This is a genomic window from Anaerococcus tetradius ATCC 35098, assembly GCF_000159095.1.
Lineage (GTDB): Bacteria > Bacillota > Clostridia > Tissierellales > Peptoniphilaceae > Anaerococcus > Anaerococcus tetradius.
This window is the reverse complement of the sequence record NZ_GG666303.1, coordinates 28,288-50,892: the sequence shown is the minus strand read 5'-3', so window position 1 is coordinate 50,892 and position 22,605 is coordinate 28,288. Positions and strand designations below refer to the sequence as shown.

The following is a 22,605-nucleotide window of genomic DNA, read 5'->3' as shown; positions in this document are numbered from 1 at the left end:
AGATAGTGTAAAACACTATCTCTTACTCTACATCAAGAATTGTTTCGCCTTTGTATTCACCACAGTTTGGGCAAACTCTGTGTGGAAGTTTTGGCTCATGACAATTTGGACACTCAACATAGTTTGATCTTTTCAAAGTATAAGCTGAGGCTCTTCTTTTATTTTTTCTTGTTTTTGATGTTCTTCTCTTTGGTACTGCCATCTTTAACACCTCCTCTTATCAGTTTAGCAATCCTTTATATTATATAATGGTAAGAGTCCTTTGTCAAGCTTCTACTATAGATTTTGTATCTCTTGCAATCATCAACTCTTCGTTGGTTGCAACTACCATTATCTTAACCTTTGATCCATCTTTAGAAATCTCGTGAGCTCCACCGCGAACATTGTTTTTCTCATCATCAATTTCGATACCGAATTGAGCAAAACCTTCCATGATGTCTTTTCTCATTTCGATTGAGTTTTCACCGATTCCGCCTGTAAATACTATAGCATCAACTCTTCCGATTTCTGCCATATAGCCTGCTATATATCTTTTAGCTCTAGTAACAAACATATCTAGGGCGTATTGGGCTCTCTTATTTCCTTTTTTAGCTGCATCTTCTAGGTCTCTAAAGTCTGAGCTAACTCCACTAACGCCAAGTACACCAGATTTTTTGTTTAGAATATCTTCCATTTCACGAGCACTTATATTTTTTTCCTTCATTATATAAGTTACAGCTGTTGGATCTATATCTCCAGATCTTGTTCCCATGATAAGTCCTTCAAGTGGTGTAAGACCCATTGATGTATCGTAGCTCTTTCCTTCTTTAACGGCTGTAATTGATGATCCATTTCCTAAATGACAAGAGATTATATTTAATTCATTTACATCTTTACCGAGGATTTCTGCTGTTTTGTTTGTAATAAAGTTGTGGCTTGTTCCGTGGAAACCATATTTTCTAATTGCATCTTCTTCATAATATTTGTAGTCAATACCATAAAGGAAGGTTCTTTCAGGCATTGTTTGGTGGAAGGCTGTGTCAAATACTGCTACATTTGGAACGCCTTCAAGAAGTTTTTCGCAAGCCTCAAGGCCCATAAGGTTGGCTGGGTTGTGAAGTGGTGCAAATTTGCTATATTCTTCTATAGCTTCTCTTACTTCTTTATCAATTAGACAAGATTTGGTGATTTTTTCTCCACCATGAACGAATCTATGTCCTACTGCATCAATTTCGGAAAGATCGTTGATAACACCATTTTCCTTATCTACTAGGGCGTTAAATACATGAGCTACTGCTTCTGTGTGATCTTTCATATCTTCTTCTATGGTGTATTTGTCCCCATCCTTTTCTTGGATAAGTCTTGAGCCATCAATGCCGATTCTTTCAACAAGACCCTTTACCATAACTTCCTCTTTGTCCATATCAAATAATTGATATTTAAGTGATGAACTACCACAGTTTATTACTAGAATTTTCATTTTTCCTCCATTTATTTTCATTTTACTATTCTCATTATACCATAAATTATTTCTAGGCAAAAAATCTAAAAAGCTTTCCTAATTATAATTTTCACATCTATAAGATCCATCTTGTTTTCTACACTATTAATTATATAAGTATAATCTTTAGTGTAATCAATGCCAGTAAAATTCTCATTATCACATATAAGCTGGCCTGTAACTTTCAATTTTTTGCCATTAGTCTTAATCTTTCCTTTTACTAATAAGATTCCATTTATATACAAATCCTTATCGAGATTTAAGTCATTATCTATACAAATAAGACCATAGTAGGGATGGCTAGGACTAGTAGCTGGGATTGACCCATAAATAGAATAGTCTTTCTTAAATTGAATCTTTCCAAGAGAGTCTTTGATATCATTATATTTTATAGGAGAATCCGAATCAATTAGGATATGCTCTTTGATTTTAAAATAAATATTTGCCTCAGCTTTGACATTGCCACTTTCAATTACACTAGCAATTTTATAAATCTTATCCCTTTTTCTATTTATTTTAGTGTCTATAACCCTACCCATGTAGATTATTGTATCCTTATTTTTGTAAGTAAGCTGGTAAAGTTTTGCATTTTGAAAATTTTCATCACTCATACCATCTACATTTGTTCTTTTTAAATCTTCAAGGACATATTCTTTGATTTTATCAAACTCATTCTTGTAAAAGATATTTACATGGGATTGGGCATCGTAGATAGCCTCTTTTTTTGCATAAAGGTCTGATTCTATGTCGGTGTTGTTTTGGACTTGTCTTGCTAGGAAGGCTATGCTTACTGATATGAAAAGAAGGACTAGCAAAACATAGATACTAATAAAGCCCCTTTTCATTCTCTTTCTCCTAAATTTATACAAGTTTCTATTCTTGAATTTTTGGATTTGCCTTCGACTATAATTTCTACATATTGGTTTTTCTTATCATATTTAAGGCTGAGATATTCAAGTTCACATATTCTAACCTCTCCGCCCTTATCACTGGGGGTATCTAGATTAGAGACTAGGGCATATAAGACCTTATTATCCAGAAAAAACTTATAGGTAGATTCTTCAAAGGCCCTCTTATCTTTGTTGTAGCTAGATATGTAGAGGGTGAATTTATCCCCACTCAAGTCGTTTTTTTCAATCTTGTAAGCCCTTCTTACTTTATCTTCTATGTATAAGGCAGCATGGCTTGCTTGTTTGTAGGCCTTTTCATCCAGATAAGCCTTATTTGTGAGACTCAAATTCAGGGAGAGTATCATAGAAATCGCTGCTACAAGTAGGCTTGCGATTGCAAGAGCTACAATTAGCTCTATCAGGGTAAAAGCAGGCCTTTTCATCTATCTTACCAAATCCAAGCTATAGTTTTCGTAGCTTGCCCTTATTTTCTTTAAATTATCATCATAGCGGATTATCGACACCTTTATCTCAAAACCATTTATATCATCTGTGAAATCACCAATATCGCTGGTCTTATTTTTCTCTATGGCACTTTCTAGGGCATAAAGTATCCTAGTATCTCTTTGAAGCTTGTTGTTAGCTTTGGATAGATAATTAAGACTGGGTAGTAATACTACCGTTAGAAGGCTTATTAGGCCAAGAGCTACTATACATTCTATTAGGGTAAATCCCTTATTGTTTTTTCTCATCAATACTTAACGAACCTCCTGCAACTCCAATGTGAATTATAAGTTCCCCATCATTACCATAGAGATCTTTGCAAGTAAAAGTTATGCTTTGGGGATTTCCAACTGAACCTGTCGCTTTAAATTCGAAATTTCTCGTATCATTTTCTACTTCATGGCTGACCTTTAGCACTAAAAAGGATAAAGTCCTCTCTATTTGTAACTTAGGTTTTTTAAAATTATTATAAAAACTTATATAATACTTGTCATCTTTAAATTTGACCTTAACATCCTTACCACTTGCAAGGGCCCTCTCCTTTGCATAGTACAGGTCATTAATCAATAAATTTACTTCGTTTTTGGCCTTTATTTTATTTAAAATATTGAATTTAAAAAGAGCCACAAGGGAAATAAGGGACATAATGGCTACTACTACAATAAGTTCTATAAGACTAAATCCCCTCTTTTTCATAAGAAAGCTCCTCTTTCTAAGATTAATATTAAAAGGTAAGAGATAAAAATAAAGATAGCAAAGGGCATCCTCATTCCTCTTTTTCTTTCTTTAAGAAGAATTATTAGACCAACAAGTCCTCCTAGCCAGATTGATATAAGGATAAATAAAAGAAAGCTAGAATCTTTAATAAAAAGACTAAGTCCTAGGTAGAAATAGTAGTCCCCATCGCCTATATTTTTCTTGGATAAGTAAAAGATTGCAAGATACATTATGCTAAAGCCGAAAAGCTCTAACAAATAAGCACCGCTAAAGCCAATAAAAATAAGCCTATAGAAAAGTCCTAAGCCTATCAGGAAAATTAGCTGACCTTGAAATATCTCCATAGTTTTTAGGTCTATTATAGCTATTATCATAGAAATAATTAGGGAGGCAAAGATAAAGAAAGCTTTTAAATTAAAATTAGGCAAAAATCCTATAAGGGCTAAAAAACCTCCCCCTACTTCCATCAAAAGATAAGAAGGCCCGATCTTTTTCCCACAGCTCCTACAGCTTCCCCTTAGGAAGATATAAGAAAATATGGGAATAAGTTCGAACCATTCAAGTTTTCTCTTGCAAAAATCACAATGACTTCTAGGAAAGACTATGCTTTCCCCGGAAATGCTTCTATTAACTACAAGATTGGCAAAAGAGCCGAAGATACTTCCTAGGAAAAATATTAATAGATTAATCATTTATTTTCTTTTTTGGTATTATCATCTTTGATATCTACAGCAGCCGGCGTAACAGTTATTTTTCCATCCTTATCAATCTTAACCTCATAGGATTGTCCAGTCACGCCAGCTTCCTTAGGTACTTGCGGCCATTTTTCTACATAGTCCTTTGCATCATCTTCTTTTTTCCAAGACTTATCAAGTATTCCATCAGATACAGCCATATTAGCAGCACTTGTTAGCATTTGGACATTAGCATTATGGGCAGCAATAGCTGCTCTTTTCTTTGAAACATTATATCTAGGAATCGCAATAGCAGCTAGAACTGTTATAATTGCTATAACGATTACTAGTTCTATCAAAGTAAAACCTTTTTTCTTTTTCATAGAAACTCCTTAATATAAGTAATTAACCGAATCAAACATCGGTATTGTTACAGAAAATACAACAAAAGCAACGATTATAGACATAATTAGAATCAAAACTGGTTCAGCTAAACGTGATAATTTCTTTAGCCTATAAATATATTCATTAGAAAAATATTCTGAAGTCTTCTTCAAAGAAGCAACCATGTCGCCACTATTTTCGCCTACCTCTATCATAGATATGAGAAGTTTGGAAAATATTCCTGCCCCCTTAAAGGCATAGCTTAGGCTTCTACCATCCAACAAATCTTTTTCTATTAGGATTAGTTTTCTTTTTATGTAGGTATTTAAAAAGGCTTGTCTGATAATTTCTATGGAACTTATGATATTAATATCACCACTCCTTAGGATGTAAAGAAGCGAACTTAATTCATACTCAACCCTTAACATTCTAAACTTCTTTAGGGGTAGATATTTGAAATTAAAGCTATCAATCCTAAGTCTATAGTCCTTACTATTGTATAAGTAAAGATATCCCAAAACAAGGGCGAAAATCATTAGTAAAAATACAAGTCCATAATTCATAAAAAATGAGGAAATTGCCAAGAGTATCCTAGTCATCAAGGGTAAGGCCATATTATAATTTGCAAAACTTTCGCTAAAACTTGGAATAACCAAACTTACTATAAGGACAACTACTATTATAGTTACAAAAAGGAGGATTGCAGGGTAGATAAAGGCTTGCCTAATCTGAGATTTATTTTTGCTATCAACTAGTAAATAATCAGAATATTCTGATAAGATATCAGCCAAGCGACCACTCTCATCCCCTGATTTAATGAAGGCTATTAACATAGGACTAAAGGCCTTTCTTTCCTTGTAGAAGGCCTCATAGGCATTAAAGCCCTTATCCAAATGTCCCAAGATATTATCAAGACTTTTTGTAAGTTTCCTATCCATGTTTTGATTTTTAATTATCATAAGACTTTCATCAAGACTTATGCCTGAATTTAAAAGTAAGGATAATTGTTTAAGAAACAAAGATACTATCCTAGCAGGAATCCTACTAGGAATGATATCCTTATTCAAAAGTTCAATTATCCTTTGTTTACTCAACTTATTCAATTATACTGACATTAGCTCCTTGTTTTTCTTAGCAGCAATTTTCTCTAATTCTTCTATTCTCTTATCAGTAATTTTTTGGATCTCATCTTCGAGTGTATATCTGTCATCTTCTGTTATATCACCAGATTTTTCACTCTTTTTGACTTCCTCCATAGCTTCTCTTCTCTTGTTTCTAATTATAATCTTGCTATCTTCTGCATAGGTGTCTACTTCTTTGGTGTATTGCTTTCTTCTTTCCTCTGTTAGTTGTGGGAAAGGAAGTCTTATAATCTCCCCGTCGTTTTGTGGGGTGATACCTACATTAGATTTAAGTATAGCCTTTTCTATTGGACCAATATTAGACTTATCCCAAGGCTTGATAACTAATAGCCTTGCTTCTGGTATAGAAACTGTTGCAGCTTGATTGATTGGAGTTTCTGTTCCATAATATGAAAAAGTAATGCCATCTAGAATTGCTTCAGTAGCACGACCTGCCTTGATTGTAGAAATTCTTTTCTCAAAAGACTCTACAGCCTTGTTCATTTCGTCAGTTGCTTGCTTTTTAATTTGCTCATAAATCATTAAAAACTCTCCTTTACTATAGTCCCTACTGGACTTTCCTCTTTAAATATTCTTACTAAATTGGCTGGATCATCAATACCAAAAACAAATAGTGGCATATCATTATCCATGCACAATGATGTAGCAGTTGTATCCATTATCTTTAATTCTTTATGAAGAATTTCTCTGTAAGTTAGCTTATCAAACTTAACTGCATCATGATAAACATTAGGGTCCTTATCATAAATACCATCGGTTCCAGTCTTACCTAGAAGAATAACATCAGCATCAATCTCTAGGGCACGAAGGCTTGCTGTTGTATCTGTTGAGAAATATGGAAGGCCAGTACCTGCAGAAAATATAACTATCCTACCCTTTTCCAAATGTCTAACAGCCCTTCTTCTGATGTAAGGCTCTGCAACTTCCTTCATATCTATGGCAGTCATTAATCTTGTCTCAAGACCCATTTGTTCAAGAGTTCCCTGAACTCTCAAACCGTTCATAACAGTACCAAGCATACCAATAGTATCAGAGCTTGCCCTATCAATTTCCTTACCAGATCTGCCCCTCCAGAAATTGCCTCCACCAACAACTATAGCTATCTCAACACCAAGTTCTGCTACAACCTTTATATTTTCACATATATTTATAATAATATCATCATCAAAGCCGAAACCTCGATCCCCTGCTAGGGCTTCTCCGCTTAGCTTTAGAACAACTCTTTTGTAATCTTGCAAAATAATCCTCCTACTTACATTAATTATAACCTATTGATGTTAACATTTGCAAGGAAAAAAATTCAATAATTTTTAAAAAGACCCACTCTTCCAATCCCCTTTAATGTAGATTAAATGAGCAATAAGACTAACTAAGACATTCGATATAGACATGGCAATCCATATACCCGTAACGCCCAAACTTGTAAAATATTTAAAGGCAAATAAGAGAGGTATCCTTATGCCCCAAAGTCTCAATAAATCGACAAACATAGAATACTTACTATTGCCCGTTCCCTGGAAGAGACCCTGATAGATAAAAAACATATTAAGCATCAAAAGAGTAAGAAGGGTATAGGACATATAAGACTCAGCCTTAACCATCAAAGGTGAATCTTTCGGTGAATCAATAAAAAATTGCAAGATTTCAAATCTATAAATATAAGAAATTATAGCTATGACTACCGACATGATTATTACTATAAAAGAAGCTTTCTTGAAAGTTTCCTTTACTCTTTCAATATTTCTATTACCAATATTTTGACCAATAATACTCGTTATAGCTGAACCAATACCTCCAGGAGGAATATTAAGCAGACCACTAATCCTGTTTACCATACCGTAGGCAGCCACCGCATCTGTTCCATAGGACTGGATAAATGAATTAAGGATTATAAAACCTACCGCCGTTCCCATCTGACCAATTACAGAAGGAGCAGCTATCCTATAAATCCTTTTAAGAATTTCTCTTTCCCACTTTATAATAAAAAGTGAGTTAAGATCAAGCTTAATCAAATCCTTGTTTATCCTAAGATGGACAAAACCCATAAAGCACATCAAAGCTTGAGTAAAAACTGTAGCAATCGCAGCACCCTTAACTCCCATACCAAGGCCCCTTAGGCCAATAATAGGAATATTATCAAAAATCAAAAAAGGATTTAAAATCATATTGAGAATTACACAACTTGTACTAATAAGAGTAGGTATAGAATTTTTCCCTTGAGCAGAATATATAGCAGAATAAATGAAATATAAAAATATAAAGGGAATACCAAAATATGAATACTTCAGATAAATCACCGAAAACTTATAAAGCTTACCACTAGCCCCCATCATGGCTACAATAATATCTGCTGTAAAATAACCTACTAACATAAAAATAACAGAAAAAATCAAGGATATATTTATTAAAGTATTGGTATATTTCTGTGCACTTCTAATATCATCCCTGCCAAGAAGTTGGGAAACAAGCGATATGGCAGCAATAGACAAGCCCATACCAATAGAATTAAACAAATAAATAACAGGCCAGGTAAATGAAGTAGAAGCAAACTCCGCCGTCCCTAACTTACCAAGCCAAAAAGCATCCGCCAAAGAATAAAGTTGCTGGATAAAATTATTTAAAATAATAGGAATTGAAATAAGAGCAATAGCCCTGTATATATTACCATGAAGAATCAATTCCCTTCTATCATTCTTCATAAAATCTCCTAAAAAAAATACTTATTATATATTTTATCACATAATATATTTTTATTATAGTTATAAATATTCTCAATTAAAAATAATGTTTGTTATCAAAAATAAAGCGTTGAAAAATCAACGCTTTAAAGGTATTTGGTGCCGGTGGTGGGACTCGAACCCACACGCCCTAGTGGACAACAGAGTTTGAGTCTGTCTCGTCTGCCAATTCCAACACACCGGCCTAATACCTTTTTATTATACCATGATTTAAGCCCGATGTAAATTATATTTTTCTTTTATATACCCATAGGTCTTACTTTGATATATTTTTATTGCTGCTATGGCTAATAGTACGCCTATAATGGCTCCTGCCAAGACGTCCGTTGGATAGTGGACGTAGAGGTAGAGTCTTGAAAAGGCTATAAGGATTGCTATTGTTCCTATATAGGACTTTAGGGCTTGGGATTTTGCAAGTAATATTATTATTGTTGCAAATGATGCAGCATAAGATGTATGACCTGATGGGAAGGAGTTGTCGGAGAGATGATTTATTAATAGGTTTGTGAAGTTGGCTGCTTCATAGGGTCTTGGTCTTCCAACTGATATTTTTAGGATTATATTTACTAGGATTAGGTTTAGGATAAAGGAAATTAGGATTATTTTTCCTATTTCCTTGTATCTTCTAGTTGTTAGAAAGACTAAGATTAGGCTAAACCAAAGGATGGACATGTTACCAAGGGATGTTATGGTTACCATAAAGCTGTCTAGGTTGTCTGTTCTTATCTTTTGGATAGCATTTAAGATTCCTAATTCGTAGGCCTGAAGTCCCATCATTCTTTTACCTCTGTCTTGGCTGTTTTAATAGTCATATCATATGCCTGTTGGATTCTTGCCCTCATATTATCATCTACCAAGTCGTATTTGCTTCCTCCTTCAAGGAAATCTTCGCAAAGATAGGTTTTGCTACTTGCTCCGTATTGGTCATAGTTTGTCCCAACCCATAGGGGGTGAAGTTTCATATCGCTAAGCTTCTTCTTTCCAGTTTTTTTGTCTTTTTCGAGAGTAACTTCTATGCTTAAAGCTTGTTCGACTCTTATGTCACCGCTAACTTCGAGGGATTGCTTGGATATGAAATTGCCCAAGGCATAGGCTATTATTCCTTCTCTTCCGTCCTCACTTTTGTAAACTTCTACTGGTTGGACTACATGTGGGTGGTTGCCTATAACAAGGTCAGCTCCCCAATCGACCATTTTATGGGCTAGTTTTATCGTTTCATCTGTAGGATAAGATTCATATTCTATACCCCAATGAGGATAGACTATTATAAAGTCGCAAGAATTTTTCTTGGCTTCTTCTATATCACTTTTGACATTTTCTTCATTCAAATAGTTAAGGGAGGAAACTTCATCTCTTACATCCAGCAAGTCTTCCTTACCATTTGCCCCGTAGGTATAGGCAAGTATGGCTACTTTGATGCCGTTTATTTCCTTATAGAGAATTTTATCAGATTCCTTTGCCTTAGTTCCAACAAAATCAAGGCCTGCTTCTTTTATAGCTTCAATTGTCGTTTGAACGCCCTCTTCGTCAGTGTCTAAGGCGTGGTTGTTGGCAGTTGTTACTACATCAAAGCCAGCTTCCTTGATGTTTTTAAGATAGGATGCTGGAGTATTGAAGGCAGGATATCCAGAGTATTCTCTATTTGGATCACTTGTGGTCTCATAATTAGTTATGGCAAGGTCGCTATCCTTAACATAGTCTTTTATATAGCTAAACTGGTTAGAAAAATCATACTCTCCTCCCCCATAGGCAAGAGCATATTGAACCTGACCAATATGGGCCATGGTATCACCAAAAAATTTGGCCTTGATTTTTGTATAGTCTCCTTCTTTATCTTCATCCTTTTCTTTGTTCTTAGAGATTGTTTTTTTATCTTTTTTTATTTCCTTATCGGCAATTGCCCTTTCTTTTTTTTCTTTGGCTTGGGCTTTTTTGTCATTTTTTTCTTTTGCAAGACTTCTTTCCCATCTTGATTTTGCATTTTCCCTGTCAGATTTTTTCGAATCAGTTATCTTGTCGCCTTCTTCTTCAGAAACTTCTTCATTTGTGGCTTTATCTAAGTTTTCAAGAAGATCACTTGTGTTTTTAGCATTAGTGTCTACTGTAGTCTTGGAATTAAGTCCACACCCAACAAGAAGCATAAGTAAAGTAAGGCTTGTCAATATATTAAGTATAGTCTTTTTCATATAATCACTCCTTATTTTATTTTAACATATTTGATAAATATTGCATCTTTTCTTTATTCTAGTCTGGAGAAGCAAACTTTATCTATAAACATTTTTCATGTATAATGAATAAGGTGAAATTATGAAAAAATTATTATTTATAATCAGCTCCAAGGCTGGCAAAACAGAATTTGATATAAAAAAAGAGGATCTAATAGCTTTAACTAATAAGGCTCCTTCTGATATTGATATAGAAATTGTAGAAACAAGATATAAGGGCCACATAAAAGATGCTATTGATAGCTTCGCCAAAGATAAGCTTTCCGACAAATACGCCATAGTTTGTGGTGGCGATGGTTCTTTGAATGAACTAGTAAATGCTGGTTATGGCAAGGATATAGCCCTTGGTCTTATACCTATGGGCACTGGCAATGATTTTGCCAAAAATTTCGACTATAAGAATTTTTCCCTAGAAAAGGCCCTTAGCTTTAGGACAAGACCAATCGACCTTATAGCGATAAATGACAAGCTTTGTATAAATGTAACTAGTCTCGGCTTTGATACCCAAGTCCTCGAAGAGGCCTATCGCTTCCTTCACAAAAAGCCATCTATCGGTAAAAAAGCCTATATCTACGCTGTCATATCATCTCTAAGAAATATTCAATACGAAAAGCTAGATATAACTATGACTATGGATGATGGGTCTAGAAAAAATATTTCTGGTGATTTTCTAATAAGTGCTCTTTGTAATGGAGGTTTTTACGGTTCAGGCTTTAACCCTGCCCCTAAGGCTGTAATTGATGATGGTATAATAAACCTAGTTTGTGCCGACAAGATTCCTTTTTATAAGCTACCCTTGCTTATCCTAAAATACAAGAAGGGTAGACACGGAACAAGCCCTCATCTTAATGAATACAAAATAAAAAGTGGCAAAATTTCTTCAAGTAAAGCCTTTCTTGGAAATATCGACGGTGAAATATTTACCGCCAAAGAAATAGACTTTAAGATTTTGCCTTCTGCTATTAGGTGGATTTATTTTGAGTAAGTAAGGTCTCTAAAACTAGATAAGAGGATTTATATAGCCTACTTCTATGGCTTTCTTGTAGGCTTCTGGGGTGTAGACGGTATTTTCTCGATTGTAAAATAGAAAATATTATAGTCTTTCTTTTATAATTTCCCAAGCTTTCTAATTCAATTACCTTCATAAGCCATCCTACTTATATTGTAGGCAATATTTATAAATAAACATAAGTACAAACTTCAAAGATAAAATTATTTTAAAAATAAAACGCTCAGAAGTCTTTGCTAAAAAAAAGACAGCAGCTTTATCTGCCGTCCTTATCTACTTTAAAATTTTTTACTTGTAGCTACAACTAGAGATTATAATCGAAATTATCTATATTTCTTTTATCGTCTATCTTTTCCTCATCTAAAAATTCAACTTCCTTTAAACCATTTAGCCTTGCTATAAGTGAAGTTGGGAAGGAAACTATTTCTTGGTTAAAGATACTTATATTAGAATTAACTATTCTCTTGGCAGCCGCCAATTGTTCGTTTTCTTCGTCTATCTCAGATTGAAGGTTAAGAAATTCTTCAGATGATTTTAATTCTGGATAGGATTCAGCCAAGGCATAAATCTTATTTATAGCTTCATCTTGCCTGGTGATTTTGTTGTTGATATTGTCTATACTTGATCCCTGCCTTAATTTAACCAAGTCAGAAAAAGTTGATTTTTCATATGAGGCAAAAGATTTTGCAACTTTCATCATTTGTAAAATTGTATCGTATCTCTTAGCAAGAGCAATATCCACATTTTTCTTTGACTCATCTATTATTATTCGATACCTCTTCAATTTGTTTGATTTCTTGATAAAGGCAAAGCCTACTATAAGTATAACTGCCACTGGCAAAAAGATGTGAAGAGATTTGCCATTTATATACTTATCTAATCCTACTCCATTCATAACCGCAAAAACTACTCCTATCCAAAATAATTGAACCAATATATATATGATTGATTTATACATCCTCACTCCTATAATTTATCCCTAATTATATTGATTAACTCATAATAATCTCCCAGTAAATATCTGACCCTTTCATATTCGCCTACAAGAGTTAAATTCTTAACTTCATTTATTGTAGATGGACAAGGAAAAAGACTAGCCTTGGAATCAAAGGCTATGGCAATAATGCTTTCACTAATATATAGGCAAATATTCATCCTCTCGCTCCAAGCATTTAATCTTTCTATAAGACTTGGATCTAGGATTAATTTCGTATAGAAATCATCTGTGGCAAATACAGCATAATTTTCATTAAAAGATAAGGATTCACTTATAATTTCTCTTTCATCCCTTAGTTTTTTTAGATAGGGATTGTAATCCTCCCCCTTATAACTTTTTTTAGGGAATATCCTAATATGACCCCTTAGCTTGGTCTGTTGTCTAATCAACATGACTTGACCATCAAAATCTTCGATATAAATTCTTTTGCCCTTGGATGAAGACCTATAATGATAAGCTGTCATATTAGAAAATTCTGTCTTGGACTCGAAAGCAAATTGTATATGACAATCTGAATAATATTTATCCGCCCTAGGAAGGAGTTTTTCATAGACATCGTAATCATTAGCTGGAGAATAATCAAGGCTCGTCCCTGGACAAATCTCAGCTAAGATAGGCTTTAAAATATTTTCTTTATAGACAATTTCAGTATCACTCTCTCCTTCACCTTCACTTGCTTGTGGCTTTTTCATAAGTATAAAGTATGCCAACAAAAAAATGAAGAGAAAATAATAATGAGATTGAAAAACAATTATAGCCACAAGGGCCATCATTATCAATTTCAAGTTTAATTTATTTGAGGGCTTGCTTTCCTTGCAATCTTTAATACCTGCTGGACTATCTTTTATGGTCAAAGTCTTATCAGCTTCTTTTAGTCTTATTATAATTTGATCATCCAAGAAAACGTTCCTATAATCTCTTGTCATCCCCTAACCCTTTTCCAATTCTTAGTTTACTTACTTTTATATTACATCTAATGATAATTAATTTCAATAGCATAAAACAATCCTTAGCTTTGCTAAGCTCCTTAATCAAAGCTATCGGCTTAGCTGGCAGTTTGCACAGGGCCTATAAGAAGAATACCGGCACGCCCCTATTTGGGCTGTCAAGGGTTCATCACATGCGCCACTTTCCCTACTACTGCTATCACTATTTTTTTATTTGTTTTTATTTAACTTCCTCTCCCCAAAACGGGTCAAAGTATTCTTTGCTACATACTTGGTCAGTGTAATAACCTTCTTTAATTTGATTTTGTACATATTCTTTTATTATCTTTTCTGCCGACTATATCCACATAGTATCCTCTACAGCAAAAGTATCTGTTTCATCCATGGTTAATGCTAACTCTTTTATAAAATCACTTTCTACTCCATCATAATAGAAATCGCCCTCATCTTTTAGGCTCAGGAGTAGAAGCTTTATCTAGATTATCGTGTAGGTATCTCCTCCAGATGTTCTCCTTAATCTTTTTATCCTCTTGCCTGTGAAGAATTCTTTTTTTAATTTTATCCAATAATACCTTTTGTTTGTTGCCATTCTAATCCTCCTTGCAATAAAAAAGAAGTAGATTTTTTCTCTACTTCTCCTAAAAATTTATTTTTCATTATTCACAATTTTTTATAATTTTCTAGCTAAAAATACTAGATGATCATTCTCGTCTAGATGATGTTCGCATTTAAATCCTATCTTAGTCAATGTTTCTGTGAGATATTCTGGAGAATAAACTTCAAAATCTAGCATGTCAGCCCATTTTTTTATGTTTTTATGTTCTCTGTATGCTCCTTCATTGCATATTAGAAACTGACCGTCCTTTACTAGAACACGATGGATTTCCCTAAAAGATACTTCTATATTCTTCCAAAAATAAATTGTTTCAAAGGCAGTTACTATATTTATGGATTCATCTTCAAAAGGTAGTTTAGCCACGTCTGCTTCAATAATTTTACACCTGCCATCTCTTATAGCTTCGCTATTTACTGAACTTGCAATATCTACACTTGTTTTTGAATAGTCCATTCCATATACTTTTCTAGCCTTTGTTAGGAAGTATTGAACATTACGTCCACCACCACATCCTAAATCTAAAACTACATCCGAGCTTTTAATATTCAGAAAGGATCTGCCCCATTTCGCCATTTTTTCGTGACCAATGTTCATTTGTTTCACCATGAAACGACCACCGAAATTATTTTTAGGATTTTTTACATTTTCAAAAAATTTTTTTAACATTTTCATCTCCTATTGATAACAATTATCATTGTTATTTTATCATAAATTTTATGTTTATTCAATTTTATATCCTTTCTACATTGATATATTCCAGATTTTCGATAATAGAAATTCTTGATTTCCAATTTTCGGAAGTCTTGTTTTAGTATCTAAAGGTGTAACTTTTCCTTACTCCCTTAGATTTCTCTGGTCATATCTTTTTTGCTTGGTTTTACTTTTTCTTTTACTTTCCTTTTGACTTTCTCTTTTGCCTTATCCTTGTTCTTGGATAGGTCTTTATATTTCTTTATTTGTTTTAAGATACTTTCTTTTTCTTTTTTATTTTCCTTAGCTAGGATTTGTTTAAAGGCATATCCCATTACTTTTATGTCTTTGGCTTGGAAGAATATTTCATAGTTTTTGCTTTCTTTGTTTTTCATTACTGAGAAACTTACTCCAAGTTTGTTTAGTTCTTTTTTTAAGTCTTTAAGGTCGCTTTGATCTACTCTTATATTTTCTAGTTGTCCTTTTTTGTAGAGGTCTTTTATTTTCATTTCATCGCCCATAAGACTTTTGAGGTTTCCGTTTGCTTTTTCTAAAGTATCATTCATCTTTTTTCTTATTTCTTTGTCTAAGTTGATTGATTCTTTTGCTGCTTTTATTGTGTATGTTATTATGGTTTGTGCTGCTTGACCTGGTTTTTGCTTATTTATTCGTTTATCATGTTTTCTCTCCTTTGTTTGAATTAAAAAAAGGGAAGTATAGGCTTTAATTTTTCTATACTTCCCTTTGATTGTTTTTATTTTATTGTTCTTGGTGGTGGAATGCTTTGTTTTGATGTTTTTATAGCTTTCTTAGGTATTTATACCTTTTATACTTTAAAATAGCTTACAATACCTTTCCACCTAAGGTTTTTCGGTCTTTATATTCTTTTGGTGCGTGATCTGGCAAAAATATTTCCTTGCTAATTACTCCTAGCTTTTTGGTGTAGTCATGGGTTACTCCGTCCCATTCATTTTTTATTTTTTCTCCACTTATATATGCTGCACTTGCTACTGCACTTTTGCCTTTTCCTCTTGATATTATGTTTACTGAAGAATGAAAACTGTCTGCCATTTTTATCACTTCCTTTCTTTTTTGATTGTTTTAGGTGGAGGCTTAATAGATTTTTTATATCCATTTTGTGAAAGAGCGTTTTGAAATACCCTTTGCCTAATCATTCAATCCACTCGCAAGCTCGTGGTGAATGATTGGCAGGGGTAGAACCTGATAGAATTAAAAAAGTCGACTACTGAATTAATTTTTGTTGTTTCACCCTTACGGGTACAGGCAGTTAGTCGGCTTAATTGTTTTGTTCATTTCAAATTTTAAAAGTCAAGGGCGAGCGTTAGCGAGTTTATTTACCCTTGACTTTTAATACACTCGCCTAATTATCTCTACAACTCAAATAAATTTTCATTGGAGATAATTGGCTGGGGCAGACCCAAAGCGAATGGTTGTTGCTTCTTCTAGTATGATTGTTATTTCTTCGTCTGTTAGTTCTTCTGCATTTTCTATAAGGCTTTCTAAGATTGGTCTTCTTGTTATTAGCCTATGAGTTCTTTCTTTTCTTTTTTTCACTATGTCTTGTTTTAATATCTTTTTTTCTTGATTTTTTTCTTGCCTTAATCTTTCTTCTGTACCATCTATTTTGTCTTTTATTACTTTTGACTCTTGTCTTAGTTGTTCTAATTTTTTCATACTGTTCTCCTTTCTTGTAATAAAAAAGACGATAGATTTTTTAATTTCTATCGCCTAGGCTATATATCTTATTTGTTTTTCTGACTTAATAAATTTTTATATTCTTCCTCCAAGTCTTCTCTTTCACTCTTTGGAATTTCCATAGCAAGTCGATTACTTATCGCCGTTAATCTAAAATCTATAAGAAAATCTTTAGAACTTGTCTTTTTAGAAGATCTTGCTTTACTTTCTCTATACTGGCTCAGATTTCCAATGAATCTATTAAGCTTTTTATTCTCAATCATCACCAATTCATCTGCTAAGTTATTTATAAATGAAATATCATGAGTGACAAAAAGTATTGGTCTATCATAGTATTTTAACAATCCCTCAAGAGCTTCTATTGCCCTAATATCTAAAAAGTTTGTTGGCTCGTCCATAATTATAAAATTGAAGTCTGATGTTATTAGTTTAGCTAATTTTACCTTTGCTCTTTCTCCATCACTAAGAATATTTATATCTTTAAATACATCATTTCTTTTAAAACCTAATCTTGCTAATATTATCCTTGTTATAGACTGGTCATAAATTGAAGTTTCTAATACATTTTCTAAGATAGAATTTAATGGATTTAATCTTTCTCCTAATTGACTATAGTAACCAATTTTCAAGTTTGGATGAACCCACACTTCTTTATTTATAATCATATTTATAAGGGTAGTTTTGCCTGAACCATTAATACCTAATAAAGCTATCTTCCTATTATTTTCTATTTCCAATTTTGCATTATTAAAGATAACTTTATCTCCAAATCTTTTATTAAGTTTTTCCGACCTAATCAAAATTTTTGAATGGATTTTTCTATTTTCAGGCATTGAAAGCTCAATTGCTTTTTCTTCTTTAGGTCTTTCTTTAACTTCTAATTGATTAATTCTTGATTCTATAGCTTTTACTTGTTTATCAAGTTTTTTCTTATTTTCTTGACCACCCATTTTATGAAGTCTTGCTTCGGAATTCCCCATTCTTTTAGGTGTTGTTTTTACCCTTGAAGACTGTTTTTTTATATCACTTGCTACACTTAATAGTCTATTCTTTTCAGAAATATAATTAAAATATTCTCTTTGTAGAAATTTTTGTCTTTTTATTCTCTCCTCAAGGTAGAACGTATAATTTCCATTATAAACTTCTAAACTTTTATTTGATAATTCAAAAATTTTATTACATGTTTGATTAATAAAATCTCGGTCGTGAGAAATAATTATAAATCCCTTGTTTCTATTTTTTAATTCTTTTACTAATTTTTCTTTCTGATCTATATCTAAGTGTGATGTTGGCTCATCTATTAAAAGAAAACTTTCCTCTTTTAATAAAACTTCATCTATTCTTAGCCTTTGATATTCACCAGGGCTGTAAGATTTTTGAACTTTTAAATCATTCTTTTCATTATTTAATAAAGAACTAATTTTCATCTTTACATCTACATAACCACTATATTCAGTATCTATTCCTAAAAGTATTCTAAATAGTGTTGTTTTGCCAACTCCATTATTTCCTATTAGTCCTATCTTTTCATCTTCATTTATGCTTAGTTTTTCAATGAAAAACAATTCTCTTGTTCCAACTTCCTTTTTTAATTTGTCAATATATATCATAAATCCTCCTCTTTTTTTGAGAGGACTTAACCTCTCTAACTATTTAAAAGAAAATTTATAAATTGCCATTGCTCTGTACCTCCTAGATATCTTAATTTTCTATAATATTATAGTGCCAACTTCTTCCATTTCCTAATCTTAGTTCTAAATGTTCCAAAGGGAGCTACTGTATTTACATGAAGAAACTTATATACTTCCAAAGTAGCAGTTTTGGTTGCTCCATCTGACAATTTTCTCATATGAGCTTTAAATATCTCTTCTTCATTAATCATCTATCCCACCCCCATATAAAACTAACTCTCATTTAAATCTCATCATATTTCTTTTTTAATTTATCCATGTAGTCAAGGTCAATCCACTCCTCGCTATAGCCACATCTAGTGCAAATATACCTATCAACAGAAACTGCCGACATAATTGTATGGCCAGTCATAATATTATTTCCAGTCCCATAAGCCCCAGCAGATCCCGGCACAAATAAAATATCACTTGCCCCACACTTTGGGCACTTTCTCGTATTTTTCATAAATTATCCTTTCATTTTACATCACAGGGTCAATGTAACCAAAGTCCATTGCCTTGTTATAAGCCCCTATGGCATTACTTACACCTAGCTTGTCATAAATACTAGCCAGGTGATTGTAAAGAGTTCTTTCGCTAATAAAAAGCTTTTGGGTAATTTTCTTTTTATCATCTCCCTTTACAAGCTCTCTTAAAACTTCTATTCCTCTAAAAACAGACATATTATGAACAAGTTGTTTATCTACTTCTTCTTCGTGTTCTTCCCAAACTAATCCATATTTTTTCTCGTTTGTGCTGTTTCAATCTTGCCAAGTGCAATCCTACTATCATCATCTGATTGTATTCTCTCAAATACTCCTTTACCTTATCCCAACTTTTATCATCTTGACCCAACCCATGTATTAAAATGTTCTTTATAATTAAATCTAACAATTCTCAGGCTTTATTAAGACTAACCATTGATATAATCTCTTAGTGATTCTCCATAACCCTATTCCAATAATAGTTGGTAAAAATCCAACAATTACAGAGATAATTAGGTCTGGTAAAACTCCTAAAAGAAAGCTATGTTTAGTTAACCAATACAGGTCTATTCTAAATAATTTGAACACAAATTTCACGATGCTTCCTACTATAACAAGTGGACCACTAATCATAAAAGCCCACCCAGTTATTCCTGTTATAGGAAATATAAGTATCCAAATACATGCAGCTATGGTATACCACTTTAAACTTTTCATAATTACCTCATTAAAAGTAATCAAATTTTGTATATCATTATACCCAGTTTTTTCATTTTCTATTCTTAGTCTATTAGTTGCATAGTAGTATTATAGCAAAAATATTTCTATCTCCTATATATACCTTATTTCTAGTCTTCTAAAATCGATACTGCAAGGTCTATCGCTTTAAATGTAACAGTTATTTCTACTTCATCTTTTACTGTTTTTTCAATAACATCAAAGAGCTTTTCAATATCTTTCCCTTGTTTTTTAGCCTGCTTTAGATCTTTTTAAATCTACTTGTAAACTTTATCTTATACTTCAAGGGCTTTCCTCAAGTCATCTATATTATCGTAATCTATGAACTTCTTATCTTTTGCTATTATTCTTCCTTCTTTTTAGCTTTTATAGTTTCATCTTTTGGAATATCAAGTTTTAATTCAAAGGGAATGCCACTTTCTCTAATGCTCGCCCTTAAAAACATGTTAATTGCAGTAGTCATATTTAAACCTAAACTAGAATTGATTTTTTCTGCAGCTTCTTTTATTTCTTTATCTGTTCTTATATTCAAATTTGTTGTAGCCATATTATTATTTCCTTTCACTCTATTATATGACTAAATTTACACATAGTAATACATTGTCTATGCATAGTCATTATAACGCACGCAATAAATTCTCTTTTCGATTTTTATAATAAATAATCAAAAACGATTTTCACTTTAAACTCTTTTGTATATTTTAGTATTAAAAAGCCCCTAAATTCTAATTCGAATTTTAGGGCTTAGTACAATCCTAAAATTTTCGCTTTATCTTTTATTATCCATGTCTTTCAATTCTTGTACTTTATCATTAAATTCTTTTAAATCTTCTTTAGAAAGTTGCCATGTCAATGGTCTTGTAATCATAGGTATTCCCTCCATTGTAATATAAGGATAATTTTCATAAATATAGAAATCTATCTTTGCAGCCTCACTGCCTTTACCCTTGCTGGTAAATATTACATGATAAGATTTTATTGCATCGTCAGGTATTTCTTTAAAATAATTGTCGAATTTCTTATCATTAACATTTTCTACGCTCATCCCTATAAAATTACTAAAATAATCTAACTCTTCTTGTTTTTCTGTTTCAGCAATTTTTATATTGTTAGAATCAAATATTTCAATTTTGTCTTGTTTTTTCCTGCTCCTACAAGAAGTGAGAACTATTAAAAAAGCAATAACAATAGTCATAAATACATGTCTTTTTCTCATTTTAAACCTCCAAATTAAATTATCGTAAAACTACAGCTACTTTTTTTATCATTTTAAAACAACTATTTTAATTTGTCAACATCTTTCATAATGACTTGAAATTTATCATAATCTTTTTGCGTAGCTACTTCCTTGTATCTATATTAATTGCTATTCTTTTCTATAAAAATATCATTCACAAGTCAAATTGTCAGTAGGGATAAAACGGAAAGACCAAGTTCCAGTGCTCTTAATTGAAATAAGGGAGTAGTCATTGTTCTTTCTGTGTGTCTTATATTTTTATGAACTTCTTCCGATTTTATATTTAATCCCATAACTCAATCTTATGAGGTAAAATTTGATAAATTGAAAAAGTTGAGAAATTATCTAGCCATTCCTATGGACTATCTGGTACATATTCATCTCCATATTTATCCATTACATAGACTATGTTTTCAAATAACTCAAATATCAATGCGAAGTTTGCATTTTCAAAATTTGAATACTCACCTAGAACTTTGTTAGAATTTAATTTTCCCATAAAAACATTAGTCCTAAATGTTATGGAATAAGTTCGATTGCTAAGTCTCCGTCATATTTCATATTTTTTCTCAGTTAAGACTGTTTCAATCTTGCTAAGTGCTATCCTACTCTCATCATCTGTATGAATTTCTTTTAGATGATTTAGGTATTCAAGCATTTCATCTCTTCCGATTTGTTATAGATTTCCCAGTTTTATTCCACCTCATTTCTATGAATTTCTATAACATCTTCAACTTCATCAAACCCTAATACTAATTTCGCATAATCCCTGACATGATCTTCTGTCCTCAAACTCATTTTCTATTCCTCTTCACTAAAATTGTCTTCAAAACTAATAATATCATTAGGAGTGCAAGATAGAGCCTTACATATTCTTTCTAAATTCTTAAATGTAATTGGTTTATCTTTGCCCATTTGAGCCATAACATTTGTGGTAAGTCCTGCCATAGCTATTACATCAGTTTTCTTTAACCTTTTTTTGCCAACTGTATCCATAATGGTTTATAGTTAAGTGCCATAACATCCCTCTTTTTCTCTTCATTAGATTTATTTAATTACAGCATAAATATTGATTCCATTCAATCTTACATTGATTTAGCGATTTGTTTTAGAGAATTTGTTGTGTTATTCCGTCCTTATTTTGCCATAAATTGCTTAATACCTTGAAATTTAGCACCATGGTTATCATTACCATAACCTTCCATCAAGTTAATAACTCCCCATGCTCCTAAACCTGCACCAATTGCAGTTACAAGTGTCTTTAAAACTCCAACTCCAGCTGTAAAAAATTCCATATTATTCCTCCTCGTTTTCTTTCTTATTTTCTATTTTATTTAGTGATTTAACTACAAAGTTCTTGTAGACCTTATCTCCTTTTTTGTTTTCTTTGAAATATCCAAAAACATGGATTAGATTTCCTTTTTCAAATTCTTTTACAATTTCTACCTTTATTCCATATACTGAGCAATTTGTGTATTCTTTGCCCTTTCCATAATTTTTAACAAGAGCAAAATTTGCTACTTGAACACTTTTCCCATCTTTTTCAATTTCTGAAAATTCAGCTTCCTTAACTAAATTTGCATTAATATTTATCATTTCTCTATCCATTAATTTTTTCTCCTTAATCTATAAATTTCAATTAAAAAAGCGACTGAACTTATATTTCAATCGCTAAATACCTTATATATTAAATTGTTTTAAGTGGGACTTCTTATCCTTACCATATTAACCTCCTAATTTTGAGTA

General features: G+C 32.4%; 28 protein-coding genes, 1 tRNA gene and 4 pseudogenes. 1 reads left to right on the top strand and 32 read right to left on the bottom strand.

Going from position 1 to position 22,605, the window contains the following annotated elements; all coding sequences use genetic code 11:
• Positions 1-22: 22 nt before the first annotated feature.
• The 15 genes from rpmF to HMPREF0077_RS08855 all read right to left on the bottom strand — a co-directional run bounded on the left by rpmF (position 23) and on the right by HMPREF0077_RS08855 (position 10,715).
• Positions 23-202, bottom strand: a complete 180-nt coding sequence (gene rpmF, locus HMPREF0077_RS08925) for a 50S ribosomal protein L32 (RefSeq protein ID WP_004837686.1) — start codon at positions 200-202, stop codon at positions 23-25.
• Between the two features lie 63 nt (positions 203-265).
• A complete protein-coding gene (locus tag HMPREF0077_RS08920) occupies positions 266-1,459 on the bottom strand; it encodes an acetate/propionate family kinase (RefSeq protein WP_040349682.1) in 1,194 nt (397 codons plus the stop codon).
• A 65-nt stretch (positions 1,460-1,524) separates the two neighbouring features.
• The gene (locus HMPREF0077_RS08915; protein WP_004837684.1) at positions 1,525-2,325 is read right to left on the bottom strand and encodes a hypothetical protein; all 801 of its coding nucleotides are present in this window, start codon (positions 2,323-2,325) and stop codon (positions 1,525-1,527) included.
• Positions 2,322-2,813, bottom strand: a complete 492-nt coding sequence (locus HMPREF0077_RS08910; protein WP_004837683.1) for a PulJ/GspJ family protein — start codon at positions 2,811-2,813, stop codon at positions 2,322-2,324. Before HMPREF0077_RS08910 ends, HMPREF0077_RS08915 begins: the two co-directional genes overlap by 4 nt.
• Positions 2,814-3,122 (bottom strand): competence type IV pilus minor pilin ComGE, encoded by a 309-nt coding sequence (comGE, locus tag HMPREF0077_RS08905; RefSeq protein ID WP_004837682.1) that lies wholly within the window; start codon positions 3,120-3,122, stop codon positions 2,814-2,816.
• A complete protein-coding gene (locus HMPREF0077_RS10385) occupies positions 3,106-3,570 on the bottom strand; it encodes a pilus assembly FimT family protein (RefSeq protein ID WP_004837681.1) in 465 nt (154 codons plus the stop codon). Before HMPREF0077_RS10385 ends, comGE begins: the two co-directional genes overlap by 17 nt.
• A complete protein-coding gene (locus tag HMPREF0077_RS08895; protein ID WP_004837680.1) occupies positions 3,567-4,283 on the bottom strand; it encodes a prepilin peptidase in 717 nt (238 codons plus the stop codon). Before HMPREF0077_RS08895 ends, HMPREF0077_RS10385 begins: the two co-directional genes overlap by 4 nt.
• Positions 4,280-4,648 carry a type II secretion system protein gene (locus HMPREF0077_RS08890; protein ID WP_004837679.1) on the bottom strand — a complete coding sequence of 123 codons (369 nt, stop codon included), beginning with the start codon at positions 4,646-4,648 and terminating at the stop codon, positions 4,280-4,282. Before HMPREF0077_RS08890 ends, HMPREF0077_RS08895 begins: the two co-directional genes overlap by 4 nt.
• A 9-nt stretch (positions 4,649-4,657) precedes the next feature.
• Positions 4,658-5,752 carry a type II secretion system F family protein gene (locus HMPREF0077_RS08885; RefSeq protein ID WP_004837678.1) on the bottom strand — a complete coding sequence of 365 codons (1,095 nt, stop codon included), beginning with the start codon at positions 5,750-5,752 and terminating at the stop codon, positions 4,658-4,660.
• Entirely contained in the window at positions 5,753-6,313 is a 561-nt protein-coding gene (frr, locus tag HMPREF0077_RS08880; protein ID WP_004837677.1) for a ribosome recycling factor, read from the bottom strand.
• Positions 6,313-7,029 carry a UMP kinase gene (gene pyrH, locus HMPREF0077_RS08875; RefSeq protein ID WP_004837676.1) on the bottom strand — a complete coding sequence of 239 codons (717 nt, stop codon included), beginning with the start codon at positions 7,027-7,029 and terminating at the stop codon, positions 6,313-6,315. Before pyrH ends, frr begins: the two co-directional genes overlap by 1 nt.
• Positions 7,030-7,101: 72 nt before the next feature.
• Positions 7,102-8,490 (bottom strand): MATE family efflux transporter, encoded by a 1,389-nt coding sequence (locus HMPREF0077_RS08870; protein WP_004837675.1) that lies wholly within the window; start codon positions 8,488-8,490, stop codon positions 7,102-7,104.
• A 136-nt stretch (positions 8,491-8,626) separates the two neighbouring features.
• A tRNA-Leu gene (locus HMPREF0077_RS08865) sits at positions 8,627-8,713 on the bottom strand.
• Between the two features lie 26 nt (positions 8,714-8,739).
• Positions 8,740-9,306 (bottom strand): phosphatase PAP2 family protein, encoded by a 567-nt coding sequence (locus HMPREF0077_RS08860; protein WP_004837674.1) that lies wholly within the window; start codon positions 9,304-9,306, stop codon positions 8,740-8,742.
• Complete coding sequence (locus HMPREF0077_RS08855; protein ID WP_004837673.1) at positions 9,303-10,715, bottom strand: CapA family protein; 1,413 nt, start codon at positions 10,713-10,715, stop codon at positions 9,303-9,305. Before HMPREF0077_RS08855 ends, HMPREF0077_RS08860 begins: the two co-directional genes overlap by 4 nt.
• 121 nt (positions 10,716-10,836) lie before the next feature.
• On the opposite strand from HMPREF0077_RS08855, the gene HMPREF0077_RS08850 reads away from it, so the two are divergent.
• Positions 10,837-11,739: a diacylglycerol/lipid kinase family protein gene (locus tag HMPREF0077_RS08850; RefSeq protein WP_004837672.1), complete on the top strand. Its 903-nt coding sequence runs from the start codon at positions 10,837-10,839 to the stop codon at positions 11,737-11,739.
• A gap of 328 nt (positions 11,740-12,067) precedes the next feature.
• Here HMPREF0077_RS08850 and HMPREF0077_RS08845 read toward each other — a convergent pair whose 3' ends face one another.
• From HMPREF0077_RS08845 to HMPREF0077_RS08770, 17 genes and pseudogenes are all read right to left on the bottom strand, one after another.
• Positions 12,068-12,721 carry a LemA family protein gene (locus HMPREF0077_RS08845; RefSeq protein ID WP_004837671.1) on the bottom strand — a complete coding sequence of 218 codons (654 nt, stop codon included), beginning with the start codon at positions 12,719-12,721 and terminating at the stop codon, positions 12,068-12,070.
• An 8-nt stretch (positions 12,722-12,729) separates the two neighbouring features.
• Positions 12,730-13,686, bottom strand: coding sequence for a DUF3137 domain-containing protein (locus HMPREF0077_RS08840; protein WP_004837670.1), 957 nt, complete (start codon positions 13,684-13,686; stop codon positions 12,730-12,732).
• Positions 13,687-14,077: 391 nt separating this feature from the next.
• A pseudogene (locus HMPREF0077_RS11185) lies at positions 14,078-14,296 on the bottom strand (phage replisome organizer N-terminal domain-containing protein); the annotation flags it as partial.
• Between the two features lie 81 nt (positions 14,297-14,377).
• Positions 14,378-14,989: a class I SAM-dependent methyltransferase gene (locus HMPREF0077_RS08830; RefSeq protein ID WP_040349680.1), complete on the bottom strand. Its 612-nt coding sequence runs from the start codon at positions 14,987-14,989 to the stop codon at positions 14,378-14,380.
• Between the two features lie 176 nt (positions 14,990-15,165).
• Positions 15,166-15,681 (bottom strand): PcfB family protein, encoded by a 516-nt coding sequence (locus tag HMPREF0077_RS08825; RefSeq protein ID WP_040349679.1) that lies wholly within the window; start codon positions 15,679-15,681, stop codon positions 15,166-15,168.
• 181 nt (positions 15,682-15,862) lie between these two features.
• Positions 15,863-16,084, bottom strand: a pseudogene (locus HMPREF0077_RS08820) (MobA/MobL family protein); the annotation flags it as partial.
• Positions 16,085-16,423: 339 nt separating this feature from the next.
• Positions 16,424-16,708, bottom strand: a complete 285-nt coding sequence (locus HMPREF0077_RS08815; RefSeq protein WP_004837664.1) for a DUF3847 domain-containing protein — start codon at positions 16,706-16,708, stop codon at positions 16,424-16,426.
• A gap of 68 nt (positions 16,709-16,776) precedes the next feature.
• Complete coding sequence (gene abc-f / locus HMPREF0077_RS08810; protein ID WP_004837663.1) at positions 16,777-18,339, bottom strand: ribosomal protection-like ABC-F family protein; 1,563 nt, start codon at positions 18,337-18,339, stop codon at positions 16,777-16,779.
• A gap of 107 nt (positions 18,340-18,446) precedes the next feature.
• Positions 18,447-18,608 (bottom strand): annotated as a pseudogene (locus HMPREF0077_RS10530) (ClbS/DfsB family four-helix bundle protein); the annotation flags it as partial.
• 35 nt (positions 18,609-18,643) lie between these two features.
• Positions 18,644-18,865 (bottom strand): hypothetical protein, encoded by a 222-nt coding sequence (locus HMPREF0077_RS08805; RefSeq protein ID WP_004837661.1) that lies wholly within the window; start codon positions 18,863-18,865, stop codon positions 18,644-18,646.
• A gap of 16 nt (positions 18,866-18,881) precedes the next feature.
• Positions 18,882-19,082 carry a response regulator transcription factor gene (locus HMPREF0077_RS08800; protein WP_004837660.1) on the bottom strand — a complete coding sequence of 67 codons (201 nt, stop codon included), beginning with the start codon at positions 19,080-19,082 and terminating at the stop codon, positions 18,882-18,884.
• A gap of 204 nt (positions 19,083-19,286) precedes the next feature.
• Positions 19,287-19,601: a hypothetical protein gene (locus HMPREF0077_RS08795; protein WP_004837658.1), complete on the bottom strand. Its 315-nt coding sequence runs from the start codon at positions 19,599-19,601 to the stop codon at positions 19,287-19,289.
• Positions 19,602-19,897: 296 nt separating this feature from the next.
• Positions 19,898-20,169: pseudogene (locus tag HMPREF0077_RS08790) on the bottom strand (type II toxin-antitoxin system RelB/DinJ family antitoxin).
• Between the two features lie 222 nt (positions 20,170-20,391).
• Positions 20,392-20,838 carry a hypothetical protein gene (locus tag HMPREF0077_RS08785; RefSeq protein ID WP_004837656.1) on the bottom strand — a complete coding sequence of 149 codons (447 nt, stop codon included), beginning with the start codon at positions 20,836-20,838 and terminating at the stop codon, positions 20,392-20,394.
• Positions 20,839-21,660: 822 nt separating this feature from the next.
• Positions 21,661-21,855 carry a helix-turn-helix domain-containing protein gene (locus HMPREF0077_RS08780; protein WP_004837653.1) on the bottom strand — a complete coding sequence of 65 codons (195 nt, stop codon included), beginning with the start codon at positions 21,853-21,855 and terminating at the stop codon, positions 21,661-21,663.
• A 140-nt stretch (positions 21,856-21,995) separates the two neighbouring features.
• Positions 21,996-22,154 (bottom strand): Maff2 family mobile element protein, encoded by a 159-nt coding sequence (locus HMPREF0077_RS08775; RefSeq protein WP_004837652.1) that lies wholly within the window; start codon positions 22,152-22,154, stop codon positions 21,996-21,998.
• 1 nt (position 22,155) lies between these two features.
• Positions 22,156-22,467: a hypothetical protein gene (locus tag HMPREF0077_RS08770; protein WP_004837651.1), complete on the bottom strand. Its 312-nt coding sequence runs from the start codon at positions 22,465-22,467 to the stop codon at positions 22,156-22,158.
• Between the last annotated feature and the right edge of the window lie 138 nt (positions 22,468-22,605).

Coding starts and splice junctions, on each gene's coding strand:
- HMPREF0077_RS08775 (WP_004837652.1), bottom strand. CDS start 22,154: ATGGAATTTTTTACAGCTGGAGTTGGAGTTTTAAAGACACTTGTAACT.
- HMPREF0077_RS08805 (WP_004837661.1), bottom strand. CDS start 18,865: ATGAAAAATACGAGAAAGTGCCCAAAGTGTGGGGCAAGTGATATTTTA.
- rpmF (WP_004837686.1), bottom strand. CDS start 202: ATGGCAGTACCAAAGAGAAGAACATCAAAAACAAGAAAAAATAAAAGA.
- HMPREF0077_RS08795 (WP_004837658.1), bottom strand. CDS start 19,601: ATGAAAAGTTTAAAGTGGTATACCATAGCTGCATGTATTTGGATACTT.
- comGE (WP_004837682.1), bottom strand. CDS start 3,122: ATGAGAAAAAACAATAAGGGATTTACCCTAATAGAATGTATAGTAGCT.
- HMPREF0077_RS08780 (WP_004837653.1), bottom strand. CDS start 21,855: ATGGATACAGTTGGCAAAAAAAGGTTAAAGAAAACTGATGTAATAGCT.
- HMPREF0077_RS08840 (WP_004837670.1), bottom strand. CDS start 13,686: ATGACAAGAGATTATAGGAACGTTTTCTTGGATGATCAAATTATAATA.
- HMPREF0077_RS10385 (WP_004837681.1), bottom strand. CDS start 3,570: ATGAAAAAGAGGGGATTTAGTCTTATAGAACTTATTGTAGTAGTAGCC.
- HMPREF0077_RS08815 (WP_004837664.1), bottom strand. CDS start 16,708: ATGAAAAAATTAGAACAACTAAGACAAGAGTCAAAAGTAATAAAAGAC.
- abc-f (WP_004837663.1), bottom strand. CDS start 18,339: ATGATATATATTGACAAATTAAAAAAGGAAGTTGGAACAAGAGAATTG.
- HMPREF0077_RS08870 (WP_004837675.1), bottom strand. CDS start 8,490: ATGAAGAATGATAGAAGGGAATTGATTCTTCATGGTAATATATACAGG.
- frr (WP_004837677.1), bottom strand. CDS start 6,313: ATGATTTATGAGCAAATTAAAAAGCAAGCAACTGACGAAATGAACAAG.
- HMPREF0077_RS08770 (WP_004837651.1), bottom strand. CDS start 22,467: ATGGATAGAGAAATGATAAATATTAATGCAAATTTAGTTAAGGAAGCT.
- HMPREF0077_RS08845 (WP_004837671.1), bottom strand. CDS start 12,721: ATGTATAAATCAATCATATATATATTGGTTCAATTATTTTGGATAGGA.
- HMPREF0077_RS08915 (WP_004837684.1), bottom strand. CDS start 2,325: ATGAAAAGGGGCTTTATTAGTATCTATGTTTTGCTAGTCCTTCTTTTC.
- HMPREF0077_RS08785 (WP_004837656.1), bottom strand. CDS start 20,838: ATGAGAAAAAGACATGTATTTATGACTATTGTTATTGCTTTTTTAATA.
- HMPREF0077_RS08910 (WP_004837683.1), bottom strand. CDS start 2,813: ATGAAAAGGCCTGCTTTTACCCTGATAGAGCTAATTGTAGCTCTTGCA.
- HMPREF0077_RS08855 (WP_004837673.1), bottom strand. CDS start 10,715: ATGAAAAAGACTATACTTAATATATTGACAAGCCTTACTTTACTTATG.
- HMPREF0077_RS08850 (WP_004837672.1), top strand. CDS start 10,837: ATGAAAAAATTATTATTTATAATCAGCTCCAAGGCTGGCAAAACAGAA.
- HMPREF0077_RS08830 (WP_040349680.1), bottom strand. CDS start 14,989: ATGTTAAAAAAATTTTTTGAAAATGTAAAAAATCCTAAAAATAATTTC.
- HMPREF0077_RS08920 (WP_040349682.1), bottom strand. CDS start 1,459: ATGAAAATTCTAGTAATAAACTGTGGTAGTTCATCACTTAAATATCAA.
- HMPREF0077_RS08860 (WP_004837674.1), bottom strand. CDS start 9,306: ATGATGGGACTTCAGGCCTACGAATTAGGAATCTTAAATGCTATCCAA.
- HMPREF0077_RS08895 (WP_004837680.1), bottom strand. CDS start 4,283: ATGATTAATCTATTAATATTTTTCCTAGGAAGTATCTTCGGCTCTTTT.
- HMPREF0077_RS08890 (WP_004837679.1), bottom strand. CDS start 4,648: ATGAAAAAGAAAAAAGGTTTTACTTTGATAGAACTAGTAATCGTTATA.
- HMPREF0077_RS08800 (WP_004837660.1), bottom strand. CDS start 19,082: ATGTCTGTTTTTAGAGGAATAGAAGTTTTAAGAGAGCTTGTAAAGGGA.